Here is a 13,929-nt window from a genome sequence, read left to right as displayed (position 1 = left end):
TATTACATGGTTACCTCCATGCATGGAGGGTAGAGGAATACGTTCGAAGATATAATAGTTTTGCTGTAATTTGCATTAGGCAGGAGGAAAATATGGATCGCATTTATGATAACGTTACAAAAGAGATATTGGATGAAAAGATATGGCTGCTGATGGGCGAGGGTATTATTAAAATCTTCCTTGTTCTGCTGTTATCGCGTATTATTATTAGAATAGGAAAGACTATTCTGAATAAATTTTTCAAAGCACGTTTAAGGAGTCCCATTCGGGTATCGGAGCGCAGGGAAGCGACACTCATTAAATTGCTCGAAAATATCATTACCTATGTCATCAATTTCATTGCCTTGATAATGATTCTGGAGATTTTTGGAATTGAAGTAAGGCCATTACTCGCTGGTGCCGGTGTTCTCGGTTTGGCAGTTGGTTTTGGTGCTCAAAGTTTGGTCAAGGATATAATTACCGGATTTTTCGTTATTTTTGAAGATCATTTCTCGGTTGGGGATTATATTAAAATCAATACTTTTGAAGGGGAAGTCATTGAGATAGGGCTTCGTACGACGAAAATTAAAAGCGGTGCAGGTGAATTGCACTTCATACCTAACGGCAGCATCATCCAGGTCACGAATTATTCCATTTTAAATAGTATGGCTGTTGTTGATGTGACCATACCTAACGATGGATCGGTCGAGCGTGCTGAGAAGGTGTTGATTGATCTTTTAAACAGTATGGAAGGCAAATACGATGCATTGATCAAAGCACCTGAATTTTTAGGAATTGAAAAAATCAGTCCTGAAGAAATCGTCTTTCGGATCAAAGCGGAAACAAAGCCGATGCATCACATTGAAATCAGTAGGATATTAAGAATTGAAATAAGTGCTGCGCTTGATTCAAGTGGGATTAAATCTACGTACAATGGCAGCGAGTCATAGGAATTAGGAGGGCTCATGGTTATGGAAGAAAAGGAATTTGCACTTAAGGATATTGTGGAAATGAAGAAACCACATCCGTGTGGAGTGAATAAGTGGAGAATTATACGGCTCGGTATGGATATCCGGATAAAATGTGAAGGGTGCGGCCATAGCGTGATGCTGCCTCGACGTGAATTCGCGAAGAAAATGAAAAAAGTTCTGCAAAAGCATGAGGAGTGATCATGCTTTTTTTTGGGGAATGAAAGTGGTCCGGCGTTTCTCATGATTTACTTGTCTTTTTAGGAAGCGAAATCTATAATTGGGAAAGGTTTAGGTAATTGGAGGGTCTTTATAGAAGAAGATCAGTTCTTTTCCCATATGTACGAATCATCTTGAAGGAGTGAAATATAAATGGCTTTAACAGCTGGTATAGTCGGTTTGCCTAACGTAGGTAAATCCACTTTATTTAATGCAATAACTCAGGCAGGTGCGGAATCTGCCAACTACCCTTTTTGTACGATCGACCCGAATGTAGGGATTGTGGAAGTGCCAGATCACCGTCTGCAAAAATTGACTGAATTGGTAAAACCGAAAAAGACGGTTCCGACAGCATTTGAATTCACGGATATCGCCGGGATTGTAAAAGGAGCAAGTAAAGGAGAAGGATTGGGTAATAAATTCCTTTCCCATATCCGTCAAGTGGATGCAATTTGTCAAGTCGTCCGTTGCTTTGCGGATGATAACATTACCCATGTTTCCGGAAAAGTGAATCCAATTGATGATATCGAGGTCATCAATCTTGAATTGATCCTTGCCGATTTGGAATCTGTTGTCAAACGCATCGACCGTGTCGGAAAAATGGCCAAGCAAAAAGATAAAGCCGCTGTGGCAGAACATGAAATCCTTGTGGCTTTAAAAGAAGCATTGGAAGATGAAAAGCCTGCACGTTCCGTCGAGTTTACCGAAGAACAGCAAAAAATCGTGAAGGGCATGCATTTACTTACAGCTAAGCCGACGCTTTATGTGGCGAACGTGAGCGAAGATGAAGTGGCGAATGCTGACGATAATGAATATGTACAGCAAGTTCGTGAATATGCCGCTAAGGAAAATGCCGAAGTAATCGTGATTTGTGCCAAAATCGAGGAAGAAATTGCTGAGCTTGAAGGTGAAGAAAAGGAAATGTTCCTATCTGAACTTGGCATCGAGGAGTCAGGTCTAGATCAGTTGATCCGTGCTTCTTATAATCTGCTTGGATTGGCAACATACTTTACAGCTGGTGTACAGGAAGTGCGGGCTTGGACATTCCGCAAAGGAATGAAAGCCCCTCAATGTGCCGGCGTCATACACACGGACTTCGAACGCGGTTTCATCCGTGCCGAAACGGTTTCCTATACCGATTTACTTGAAGCGGGGAGTCATGGGGCCGCAAAAGAAGCGGGTAAGGTTCGTTTGGAAGGAAAAGAATACATCGTTAACGATGGCGATGTTATCCATTTCCGTTTTAACGTATAAGAATCAAAGACCCTACCATTCCATATGTAGGGTCTTTTTTTAGACTTAAATCATTAGATTACAATTAATTGTAATAAGTCGAACCGTTCGTTGCAAAGCCTATTTAACTATGCTATAATTTTATCTTGTGAGTAATTATAAATAATTGCTCCTTGCCCAATTGGGCCGCTTAGACCAAAAGGAGGTGACAGTGATGAGAAAATACGAAATTATGTATATCATCCGTCCAAACATTGAGGAAGAAGCTAAAAAAGCTTTAGTTGAACGTTTCAACACAATCCTTTCTGATAATGGTGCGGAAGTAGAAGCAAAAGAATGGGGTAAACGCCGTCTTGCATATGAAATCAATGATTTCCGCGATGGTTACTACATGCTTCTTAAAGTTAACGCTGAAAGTGCTGCGATTCAAGAATTCGATCGTCTAGCTAAAATCAGTGAAGACATTATTCGCCACATGGCTACTAGAGAAGAAGTATAATTCGATATTTAATATAAATTCTAATCTTGTTTCACATGAAACAAGCTTGAAACCTAGGGGTTGATTCTGATGATGAATCGCGTAGTTTTGGTAGGACGCTTAACTAAAGATCCTGAATTACGATATACACCTAATGGAGTTCCCGTAGCTACCTTTACTTTAGCTGTGAACCGTAGTTTTACGAATCAGCAAGGTGAACGTGAAGCGGATTTCATTAACTGTGTAGTTTGGCGTAAACCGGCAGAAAATGTAGCTAACTTCTTGAAAAAGGGCAGTTTAGCTGGCGTGGATGGACGTGTCCAAACACGTAATTATGAAGGACAAGACGGCAAACGCGTATATGTGACGGAGATTCTGGCTGAGAGTGTTCAATTCCTTGAACCACGAAGCAGTTCAGCGGGTGAAAGAAATGAAGGCGGTTCTTACGGTGGAGGTCAAAGAAGTTATGGTAATAACGGAAATGACAACAATTCGTATGGACAAAATCCTAATCAGAATCAACGGAGCAATAACAACTACACTCGTGTAGATGATGATCCATTTGCAAATGACGGTAAGACAATCGACATTTCAGATGACGATCTTCCGTTTTAAACAGCCGTTTAAAATGAAAAATCAAAAATGCAGGGAGGGAAATTTATTATGGCAATGGGTGGACGTAAAGGACGCGGTAAGCGTAAAAAGGTTTGTTATTTCACATCTAACGGAATCACTAAAATTGATTACAAAGATACAGATCTTCTTAAAAAATTCGTCTCAGAACGCGGTAAAATTTTACCACGTCGTGTAACTGGCACAAGCGCTAAATATCAACGTAAATTAACGATTGCTATTAAACGCTCACGTACTATGGCATTACTACCATATGTATCTGGTGAATAATAAATTGGCACATTGAGGAGCAATCCTTAATGTGCCTTTTTTAATAAGTTGTCACTTATGCCTGAAAACCGCTGAATGGTTTTTTTTTTATTTCAGAAGGGGTGTTTTCCTCAGAAAAAATAATCATATCCCAAAAAAGACTGTGATGTTTGAAATATCTTGGCCGTAACGGATACAATATAAAGATGGAGATAAGACATCAATCATAACAGGGGGTGAAATAAAGATGAATAGCGGGAGACGAATTGCCGAGGGCGGAGCACTTCTGGCACTATATTGCATTTTATTGTTCATCACCATTCAAATCCCACTATTGGGTATATTCACTACTTTCTTTTTACCCATTCCATTCATTCTGGTCACAATCAAACAAAAGTTATCGTGGAGCCTTGGTTACTTAATTGTAGCCTCGTTATTGTCGATCCTAATCGGGACGGTATTGTCCGTTCCGCTGACATTGCTCATGGGGGCAACGGGAATTGCGATCGGCTTTTTTTTGAAAAAGGACAAACCGATGGCACCTATGTTCATAAGCGCAGTACTTGTCTTCCTGGGTGGCATTTTATTAATATATGCAGCTTCAGTGTTGATAACGGATGTTAATTACATAGAGGAATCGATGAACATGGTCGAGGAGTCCCTTGAATATACAATCGGCATCATGGATTCTGTTGGACAGGCACCGACGGAACAAGTCAAAAAGCGGATGTATGAATCGATCGACATGATCAACACGCTGATGCCAAGTTTGTTCGTCTTGATGTCCGTCATCATGGTTTTATTAATTTTCTTTGCAGCGCATCCCATTGTGAAGAGGTTCAGTGATAAGGCGTTAAAATGGCCTCATTTTCGAGATCTGCGACTCCCGAAAAGTCTTTTATGGTATTATTTAATTACGATGCTTCTTGCTCTTTTTGTGAATACGGACAAGAACAGTTTTGTATATATGGCCATAACGAACCTATTTTTCATACTGCAGTTCTTCATATTATTACAAGGATATTCCCTGATATTCTATATCGCCCATGTTAAGTCATGGGTTAAGGCGATACCTGTTTTAATTGTGGTTTTTTCTTTGCTTCTGCCGATTCCGATTATAACGACGGCCGTCCGATTTTTAGGTATAATAGATTTAGGCTTTCCTTTTAGGGAGACAATCAAGAAAAAGGAATAGAAGACTTTTTTGTAAAACAGATGCTTTTAGGAGCTGAAACTATGCCATCTTATTTGAAAGAATACTCGATTAAGTCCCCATTGTATGGGGTGCTGGCCGCAGTCGTTTTACTTTTGGGCGTACTGGCTTATTATAATTGGGTTATTGCACTTGTTGGACTATTGATTCTTGCTGGTTTATTTTATTTAACATTAAGAATGGTAGAAAAAAAGCAACGGAAGACAGAAGAGTATATAACGACTTTATCCTACCGTTTAAAGAAGGTGGGCGAGGAAGCGTTATTGGAAATGCCGATTGGGATCATGCTCTTTAATGAGGATTATTACATTGAATGGACCAATCCATTCCTGGCTTCTTGTTTTAGTGAAGACTCCTTGGCAGGAAGATCGCTATACGATGTTGCGGACTCGATAGTACCGTTAATCAAGCAAGAGATCGAGACAGAGACACTTACGCTCCACGATCGGAAATTCAAGGTGGTCCATAAGCGCGAAGAAAGGCTTCTTTACTTTTTTGATGTGACGGAGCAAGTGGAAATTGAGAAATTATATGAAGATGAGAGAACGGCAATTGCGATCATTCTTCTTGATAATTATGATGATTTGACACAGGGTATGGATGATCAGCGTAAAAGCAGCATTAATAGCTTGGTTACCTCACTTCTCGATAAGTGGGCAAGGGATAATGGCGTTTTCTTTAAACGGGTTTCCTCGGAACGATTCATCGCTGTCTTTAATGAGCATATCCTTCAGCAGCTTGAAAAGGGGAAATTCTCGATTTTGGATGAAATCAGGGAAACGACGGCCAAGCAAAATGTACCACTGACCTTGAGCATCGGGGTCGGCTCGGCCGTGTCATCCTTGCCGGAACTAGGTACGCTTGCCCAGTCCAGCTTGGATCTCGCTTTAGGGCGGGGCGGTGACCAGGTAGCCATAAAGCAAGCGAATGGAAAAGTGAAATTCTATGGCGGCAAAACCAATCCGATGGAAAAACGCACGAGGGTCCGTGCCCGTGTGATATCCCATGCATTGAAGGATATAGTCCTTGATAGCGATAAAGTCATTGTCATGGGGCATAAAAACCCGGATATGGACGCAATCGGTTCAGCGATCGGCATCTTGAAAGTTGCCCAAATGAATGAACGTGAAGGTTATATTGTCATAAACACCCAGCAGCTCGACAGCAGTGTCATTCGTTTAATGGAAGAGATCAAAAATAAAGAAGAGCTGTATGCCCGTTTCATAACACCTGATGATGCATTAGAAATGATTACGGATGAGACCTTGCTGGTTGTGGTCGATACCCATAAACCTTCCATGGTGATTGAAGAGCGGTTATTGAATAGAATCGATAAGGTTGTGGTCATCGACCATCATCGGCGGGGTGAGGAGTTCATCAAGAACTCATTGCTCGTCTATATGGAGCCATATGCATCTTCAACGGCAGAGCTTGTGACCGAACTGCTTGAATATCAGCCGAAACGCTCAAAAATTGATATGCTGGAGTCGACGGCGCTTCTTGCAGGTATCATCGTCGATACGAAAAGCTTCACCTTAAGAACAGGATCACGCACTTTCGATGCAGCCTCATATCTAAGGGCACATGGAGCTGATACGGTACTGGTCCAGAAATTCTTAAAAGAAGACGTGGACACCTATATCAAACGATCGAAGCTCATTGAAGAAGTCATCTTTTACAAAAAGGGAATTGCCATTGCCGCGGCAAAAACCGATCAGGTTCATAATCAGGTGCTCATTGCTCAGGCTGCGGACACCCTATTGACCATGGATGGCGTTGTAGCTTCCTTTGTAATGGCTAAGCGGTCTGATGATACGGTGGGTATTAGTGCGCGTTCTCTTGGTGATATCAATGTACAGGTGATCATGGAAATGTTGAATGGAGGCGGACATCTAACGAATGCCGCCACTCAACAGGTATGCTCCATTGATGAAGCCGAAAGTCGATTGAAAGCAGCTATTGATGAATATTTAGAAGGGGGACATAAAGAATGAAAGTGATATTTCTTAAAGACGTTAAAGGTAAAGGAAAAAAAGGGGAAGTTAAAAATGTTGCGGATGGTTATGCACATAATTTCCTGCTTAAACAAGGATTGGCCGTTGAAGCAAATAATTCAAACGTGAAAACCTTGGAAGCACAGAAAAATAAAGAAGAATCACTTGCAGCAGAAGAGCTGCAGCAGGCTGAAGAATTGAAAGTTCAACTGGAGAAATTAACGGTTGAACTATCTGCCAAAGCCGGTGAGGGCGGGCGTTTATTCGGTTCCATCACGACTAAACAAATTGCATCTGAGCTTCAGAAAAAACACGGTATCAAGGTTGATAAACGTAAAATGGAGCTTGCTGAAGGCATCCGCACTTTAGGGCATACAAAGCTTCCAGTGAAGCTTCATCCTGAAGTCACTGCGACACTGACTGTGCATGTGAAAGAAATTAACTAATTTTAGCTGTTTCATATCTGTGAAAAATTGATAAAATAGAGATAGACGAAAAATGTGATTGGGCACGTTGTCCTTTCACTTTTTTCTTTTTTACTAGAAACATATAAAAGGTATCCTCTTAGAATGGGAGGTTTTAAGATATGATAGAACAATTTCAGGATAGGATTCCACCTCAAAATATAGAAGCCGAACAGGCTGTGCTAGGAGCCATTTTTCTAGAGCCCTCTTCATTGACCGTAACATCGGAAGTTTTGATTCCGGAGGATTTTTATAGAAGCTCTCACCAAAAGATCTTTAATGTGATGCTTAAATTGAATGACGAAGGAAAAGCTGTCGATTTGATTACGGTGACAGAGGAATTGGCTGCGACAAAAAACCTTGAAGAAGTTGGCGGGGTTTCTTATTTAAGTGAATTGGCCGGATCGGTGCCTACCGCGGCCAATATTGAATATTATGCCCGCATCGTCGAGGAGAAGTCATTGCTGCGCCGTTTGATAAGGACTGCGACGAACATCGCTCAGGAAGGCTACAGTCGCGAGGACGAGGTCGAGGAGCTGCTCGGTGAAGCAGAAAAAACGATCATGGAAGTGGCCCAGCGTAAGAATTCCGGGTCTTTTCAAAATATTAAGGATGTATTGGTTGCGACTTACGATAACATAGAAATTTTGACTACCCGTAAAGGGGATGTCACGGGAATACCGACAGGGTTTGCTGAACTGGATCGAATGACAGCGGGGTTCCAACGTAATGACCTCATCATAGTTGGTGCCCGCCCTTCGGTTGGTAAAACCGCTTTTGCATTGAACATCGCTCAAAACGTTGCCACCAAAACGGAGGAGAATGTAGCGATTTTCAGTCTTGAAATGGGTGCAGAGCAGCTCGTTATGCGTATGCTCTGTGCTGAAGGGAATATCAACGCCCAGAATTTACGGACAGGTTCCTTAACTGATGAGGATTGGCGTAAACTGACGATGGCGATGGGAAGCTTGTCGAATGCCGGCATTTATATCGATGATACGCCAGGTGTCAGGATTGGTGAAATCCGTTCAAAATGCCGTCGTTTGAAGCAAGAACATGGCCTTGGCATGATATTGATCGATTACCTGCAGTTAATTCAAGGCGATGGCCGTTCAGGCGACAACCGTCAGCAAGAGGTATCCGAGATTTCACGTTCACTTAAAGCGCTGGCTCGTGAACTTAAAGTGCCCGTCATCGCCCTTTCCCAGCTATCGCGTGGAGTGGAGCAGCGTCAGGATAAGCGCCCGATGATGTCTGATATCCGGGAATCCGGGAGTATCGAGCAAGATGCTGATATCGTCGCATTCTTATACCGTGATGATTATTATGATAAAGAATCCGAGAATAAAAATATCATTGAAATCATTATAGCGAAACAGCGTAATGGTCCCGTGGGCACGGTTTCGCTTGCATTCGTAAAAGAATATAATAAATTCGTTAATCTCGAACGCCGCTTCGATGATGATTCGATGTCTCCCGGCGCATAGGGGACTGCCTGCCATTCATGCAATGGCGGGCTTTCTCTGTTTCGGGAAAAAGAAAGGTACTAATGATAATAGAAAAAGAAATCAGAGGGTACAATAATCTTTGACAATCCTAAAAAAACCGGAAAGAAATTTCTCATATTTACGAACAAAGAATTTTTTAAAAAGTGTATTGTTCGGATTTTGTATTGACTTCCAGTTTGGATTATTGATAAAATAGGTTTGTTTGATAAGAACCGGTTAATGATCGGTATTACGTGAACCTTTGGAGGTGCTTTATTCAGATGTCATCAGTTGTAGTAGTCGGTACACAATGGGGAGACGAAGGTAAAGGTAAAATAACAGATTTTCTATCCCAGAATGCGGAAGCCATCGCTCGTTATCAAGGTGGGAATAATGCAGGGCATACAATTAAATTTAACGGCGTTACCTATAAACTGCATTTAATTCCGTCAGGGATTTTTTATAGTGATAAGATTTGTGTCATTGGAAACGGTATGGTAGTTGATCCAAAAGCTCTTGTAGAGGAGCTTGCTTATTTACATAGCCATGGGGTGAGTACGGATAATCTTCGTATCTCGAACCGTGCACATGTCATTCTTCCTTACCATATCAAATTGGATGAAGTCGAAGAAGACCGTAAAGGCGCCAACAAAATTGGAACGACTAAAAAGGGAATCGGCCCTGCATATATGGACAAAGCTGCTCGTAATGGAATCCGCATGGCAGACCTTTTGGACCGTGAAATTTTCGAGGAAAAATTGTCTCAAAATCTTGTCGAAAAAAACCGTATGTTCGAACGCTTCTATGAAACGGAAGGTTTCAAAATCGAAGATATCTTGGAAGAATACTATGAGTACGGACAACAAGTGCAGAAATATGTTTGTGATACATCCGTTGTATTGAATGACGCACTTGATGAAGGAAAACGGGTATTATTCGAAGGGGCACAAGGTGTCATGCTTGATATCGATCAAGGAACATACCCATTCGTCACTTCTTCCAACCCGGTTGCAGGTGGAGTGACAATCGGTTCGGGTGTAGGTCCTACGAAGATCAATCATGTGGTTGGAGTATGTAAAGCATACACAAGCCGTGTGGGCGATGGTCCTTTCCCTACAGAATTACATGATGAAGTCGGTAACCAAATCCGGGAAATTGGCCGTGAATATGGTACAACTACAGGCAGACCGCGCCGTGTAGGCTGGTTTGACGCTGTTGTCGTTCGCCATGCTCGCCGTGTCAGCGGGATTACCGATTTATCATTGAACTCGATTGACGTATTATCAGGTCTTGATACGGTCAAAATTTGTGTGGCCTATGAGTACAAAGGCGAAATCATTCATGAGGTACCAGCGACTTTGAAAGCGATTGGCGAATGTAAACCAGTCTATGAAGAGCTGCCAGGCTGGTCAGAAGATATCACAGGCTGCAAATCATTGGATGAGCTTCCAGAGAACGCTCGCCACTATGTAGAGCGCGTATCTCAATTGGTAGGCATTCCTTTGACCACTTTCTCTGTCGGTCCTGACCGTAACCAAACAAATGTCGTGAGAAGCCCTTGGCGTCTAGCGTAATTCATGAAAAAGGAGCTGGCTTTTTTTGCCGGCTCTTCTTTCATTTTTATGACCGATGCATTATATGTCACGTTCGGGAGGTCCGGGATACCGAATGAATGTGGATAAAACTGTAGGGAAAATAAAAAAGATAGAAAAAAATAATTTTATTTCAAAAAACTATTGCCTAAACTATAAGAACCATGATATTATCAAAAGCGTCGTCACAATAGAACAAGCCATTAACAAGCTGCAGATGGTAAGTTAACATCCAGCAAAGAAACATTTCATTAGAACGAGCCATTAGCTCAGTTGGTAGAGCATCTGACTTTTAATCAGAGGGTCGAAGGTTCGAATCCTTCATGGCTCACCATTTTTTCCGGCCCATTGGTCAAGCGGTTAAGACACCGCCCTTTCACGGCGGTAACACGGGTTCGAATCCCGTATGGGTCACTTCTTTATATAGATGCTTTACTGGTCCCGTGGTGTAGCGGTTAACATGCCTGCCTGTCACGCAGGAGATCGCGGGTTCGATTCCCGTCGGGACCGCCATTTTATTTTTTATTCTAAAATAGAATATTTGGCTCAGTAGCTCAGTCGGTAGAGCAAAGGACTGAAAATCCTTGTGTCGGCGGTTCGATTCCGTCCTGAGCCATCCTTGTATAAACGCCTTTCCTTTAGGGCGTTTTTTTGTTATGCGTCCAGAGGATTATGAATGAAATCCTGTTAATAGATTGTTATCGATTTGTAACATACCATTTTCGGCCAATTCGGAATATAACTCGCTTTTACCCTTGCTGGGCTTAGGCCCACTCCTTTTTCCGCAGTTTATTGAACTGTCCCCATTACCATATCTATTGGTACAAGTTGTCACCATTTATACAGTTCTATTACATTATGAAGTCTATTTCTTGTTTTTTTTCTTAATATGGTAGAGTTATGAGTGATAAAAATCATTAGAAATCAGTCATAAGCATCTGGATATTTAAATTGGACTAATAAATCTCAAATAAATTTGATTAGTTTCTTAATTGGTGACTGAGCCGTTAAGGAGGACAATATATGTTTAGCTCAAAAGGCAAGGGGGTCATCCTGTTGATGGTTTCCGTCATTTTGGTGCTTGCGGGCAATCGGGTAACTGCTGCTGGTATATCGGAAACTACAACCATACAGCATGTTTATCTTAACGATGAGTTCGTCGGCAGTGTGACGGATGGAACGGAAATCGAAAAAATCGTAGCCGATAAGGTAGAAGAAGCACAGGAAGAATATCCTGACTATACATTCGATAAGGATACACAGCTGAAGTTCGTACCTGAAGAGGTATTCGATGAAGATGTTAAAGAGGATCAGGCTGTTAAGGTAATTCAAGATCAGTTGAATGTGAAGGCCGAGGCGTATGAAATCGACATAGATAATCAGGCAGTCGCTTATGTTGCTTCAAAGGAAGATGCAGAGGACGTTCTGGAGAAAATCACTTTATTATATGTAAATGAAGAGGAATACGCTGAATACGAATCAGGTAAAAAAGATGCCGATTCGTTAAAAGAGCCAGGAAGCAGAATTCTGGACATCGAATTTTCACTTCCCGTTACGTTTAAAGAGAAAATGGTATATCCAGACGAAATCAAGAGTGTCGATAAAACCCTTTCCATGATAGAAGAAGGAAAGGAAGAGACGACAATCTATGAGGCTAAGGAAGATGAAGATCTTGAAGCCATTGCCACTAACCATGATATGGACCTGGATCAACTGCTGGAGCTGAATCCGGGACAGGATGAGGACAAAGGTGTTAAAGAGGGCGAGCGTCTCTATGTGACCCAGCGTACCCCCTATGTGAACGTAATGGTAGAAAGAGAAGTATTAAAGGAAGAGAGGATTCCTTTTGAAAAGAAAGTGGAGGAGGATGACGAACTTCCAAAGGGCGAACTCATTACTGAACAAATGGGGAATGAGGGGATTCTTGCGTTCACCTATAATGTATCTGAAACAAATGGAAAGAAAATCAGTGAAACAATCGTAAAAAAAGAAGTCACGGAAAAAGCTAAAACGGAAATCACCAGAAAAGGCACCAAGGTCATACCTTCACAGGGCAGCGGTACATATTCATGGCCTGCAGATGGGGGCTATATTTCCAGTAAACAGGGCCAGCGCTGGGGGAAACTTCATAAAGGTATCGATATTGCACGGCCAGCCACCAGGACCATAACGGCAGCAGATCATGGGATAATCGAAATTGCCGGGAACTCCGGAGGATATGGAAATAAGATAACGATCAATCATAATAATGGGTATAAGACAGTGTATGCCCATTTGGATTCAATAGATGTTAAAGCGGGACAAAAGATTGAAAAAGGCATGAAAATTGGCATGATGGGTTCAACAGGTCACTCGACCGGTGTCCACCTCCATTTTGAGATATATAAAAACGGGTCTCTCGTCAATCCGCTAAACTATATAAGTCAGTAATCGATGGAAGTCTTCGAAAATTATTCGAAGACTTCTTCTGCTTCATTAATAGATGAGAATAATAGGAAAAAGGTGATTTAATGCCTATAAAATGATAAAGTAGAATAGAGACAATTTGCTTTCATTCCGGTGTTCAGCGCCTTTTATTGGGTATATATATGTAACTTTGCTGAAACTAGGTTGCGAAGTTTTGTGCAAGCAGAAGGAAAAGTGAATAAGGTCCCGGATAAGGACACGGTTTTTAATAGATTCAGTTCAGTTATTAAAAAGGAGATAAGTTCATGGATAAAAAGATTCTGGTAGTGGATGACGAAAAGCCAATTGCTGATATATTACAATTCAATCTAAAAAAGGAGGGCTACGAAGTTTTTTGTGCTTATGATGGCAATGAAGCCCTCAAAATGGTGGAAGAACGGCAACCTGATTTGATTTTACTTGATATCATGCTGCCGCAGCGCGATGGGATGGAAGTATGCAGGGAAGTAAGGAAGAAGTATGAAACTCCGATCATCATGTTAACGGCAAAAGATTCGGAGATAGATAAGGTGTTAGGATTGGAGCTTGGTGCAGACGACTATGTGACAAAGCCATTTAGTACCCGGGAAATAATTGCCCGCGTTAAGGCCAACCTTAGACGTCAGCAGGCTGTTCCGGTTCCCGATCAAGAAAATGAACCGAAGGAAATTACGATAGGCACGCTCACGATCCATCCGGATGCCTATGTGGTATCCAAGCGGGGGGATACGATTGAATTGACGCATCGCGAATTTGAGTTGCTTCATTACTTAGCGAAGCACATCGGTCAGGTCATGACAAGGGAGCACTTATTACAAACCGTGTGGGGCTATGATTATTTTGGTGATGTGCGGACGGTCGATGTAACGGTCAGACGTCTTCGTGAGAAGATTGAAGACAATCCAAGCCATCCTGGCTGGATTGTAACTAGAAGAGGGGTCGGTTATTACCTGCGTAACCCTGAACAGGAGTAGT

At 41.9% G+C, this 13,929-nt stretch carries 13 protein-coding genes and 4 tRNA genes; all 17 read left to right on the top strand.

Annotated features, from left to right (window positions below; genetic code table 11):
* Nucleotides 1-92: 92 nt before the first annotated feature.
* Nucleotides 93-929 (top strand): mechanosensitive ion channel family protein, encoded by an 837-nt coding sequence (locus tag J7I90_RS14840; RefSeq protein WP_214772578.1) that lies wholly within the window; start codon nucleotides 93-95, stop codon nucleotides 927-929.
* A 21-nt stretch (nucleotides 930-950) separates the two neighbouring features.
* Nucleotides 951-1,148, top strand: coding sequence for a DUF951 domain-containing protein (locus J7I90_RS14835; RefSeq protein ID WP_034316158.1), 198 nt, complete (start codon nucleotides 951-953; stop codon nucleotides 1,146-1,148).
* A gap of 171 nt (nucleotides 1,149-1,319) precedes the next feature.
* Nucleotides 1,320-2,420 carry a redox-regulated ATPase YchF gene (gene ychF, locus J7I90_RS14830; RefSeq protein WP_034316156.1) on the top strand — a complete coding sequence of 367 codons (1,101 nt, stop codon included), beginning with the start codon at nucleotides 1,320-1,322 and terminating at the stop codon, nucleotides 2,418-2,420.
* Nucleotides 2,421-2,613: 193 nt separating this feature from the next.
* A complete protein-coding gene (rpsF, locus tag J7I90_RS14825; protein WP_034316153.1) occupies nucleotides 2,614-2,898 on the top strand; it encodes a 30S ribosomal protein S6 in 285 nt (94 codons plus the stop codon).
* A gap of 69 nt (nucleotides 2,899-2,967) precedes the next feature.
* Entirely contained in the window at nucleotides 2,968-3,492 is a 525-nt protein-coding gene (gene ssb, locus J7I90_RS14820; RefSeq protein ID WP_057278276.1) for a single-stranded DNA-binding protein, read from the top strand.
* A gap of 48 nt (nucleotides 3,493-3,540) precedes the next feature.
* Complete coding sequence (rpsR, locus tag J7I90_RS14815; RefSeq protein WP_053348323.1) at nucleotides 3,541-3,780, top strand: 30S ribosomal protein S18; 240 nt, start codon at nucleotides 3,541-3,543, stop codon at nucleotides 3,778-3,780.
* 226 nt (nucleotides 3,781-4,006) lie between these two features.
* Nucleotides 4,007-4,954 carry a YybS family protein gene (locus J7I90_RS14810; RefSeq protein WP_214772576.1) on the top strand — a complete coding sequence of 316 codons (948 nt, stop codon included), beginning with the start codon at nucleotides 4,007-4,009 and terminating at the stop codon, nucleotides 4,952-4,954.
* 41 nt (nucleotides 4,955-4,995) lie between these two features.
* Nucleotides 4,996-6,966 (top strand): DHH family phosphoesterase, encoded by a 1,971-nt coding sequence (locus J7I90_RS14805; RefSeq protein WP_214772574.1) that lies wholly within the window; start codon nucleotides 4,996-4,998, stop codon nucleotides 6,964-6,966.
* Nucleotides 6,963-7,412, top strand: coding sequence for a 50S ribosomal protein L9 (gene rplI / locus J7I90_RS14800; RefSeq protein WP_034316140.1), 450 nt, complete (start codon nucleotides 6,963-6,965; stop codon nucleotides 7,410-7,412). Before J7I90_RS14805 ends, rplI begins: the two co-directional genes overlap by 4 nt.
* A 140-nt stretch (nucleotides 7,413-7,552) precedes the next feature.
* Nucleotides 7,553-8,917 carry a replicative DNA helicase gene (dnaB, locus tag J7I90_RS14795; protein WP_034316139.1) on the top strand — a complete coding sequence of 455 codons (1,365 nt, stop codon included), beginning with the start codon at nucleotides 7,553-7,555 and terminating at the stop codon, nucleotides 8,915-8,917.
* Nucleotides 8,918-9,198: 281 nt separating this feature from the next.
* Nucleotides 9,199-10,491, top strand: coding sequence for an adenylosuccinate synthase (locus J7I90_RS14790; protein WP_034316136.1), 1,293 nt, complete (start codon nucleotides 9,199-9,201; stop codon nucleotides 10,489-10,491).
* A 276-nt stretch (nucleotides 10,492-10,767) separates the two neighbouring features.
* Nucleotides 10,768-10,843, top strand: a tRNA-Lys gene (locus tag J7I90_RS14785).
* Between the two features lie 8 nt (nucleotides 10,844-10,851).
* Nucleotides 10,852-10,923 (top strand) — tRNA-Glu (locus J7I90_RS14780).
* A 23-nt stretch (nucleotides 10,924-10,946) separates the two neighbouring features.
* Nucleotides 10,947-11,022 (top strand) — tRNA-Asp (locus J7I90_RS14775).
* A 30-nt stretch (nucleotides 11,023-11,052) separates the two neighbouring features.
* A tRNA-Phe gene (locus J7I90_RS14770) sits at nucleotides 11,053-11,125 on the top strand.
* Nucleotides 11,126-11,532: 407 nt separating this feature from the next.
* Nucleotides 11,533-12,939 carry a peptidoglycan DD-metalloendopeptidase family protein gene (locus J7I90_RS14765; RefSeq protein WP_214772573.1) on the top strand — a complete coding sequence of 469 codons (1,407 nt, stop codon included), beginning with the start codon at nucleotides 11,533-11,535 and terminating at the stop codon, nucleotides 12,937-12,939.
* Nucleotides 12,940-13,220: 281 nt separating this feature from the next.
* A complete protein-coding gene (gene yycF, locus J7I90_RS14760) occupies nucleotides 13,221-13,928 on the top strand; it encodes a response regulator YycF (RefSeq protein ID WP_034316131.1) in 708 nt (235 codons plus the stop codon).
* The last annotated feature ends 1 nt before the right edge of the window (nucleotide 13,929 follow it).

It is taken from the genome of Bacillus sp. ISL-57 (assembly GCF_018613135.1).
GTDB lineage: Bacteria > Bacillota > Bacilli > Bacillales > DSM-1321 > Peribacillus > Peribacillus frigoritolerans.
The sequence above is the reverse complement of the archived record's forward strand: the minus strand, read 5'-3'. Positions and strand labels throughout refer to the sequence as shown.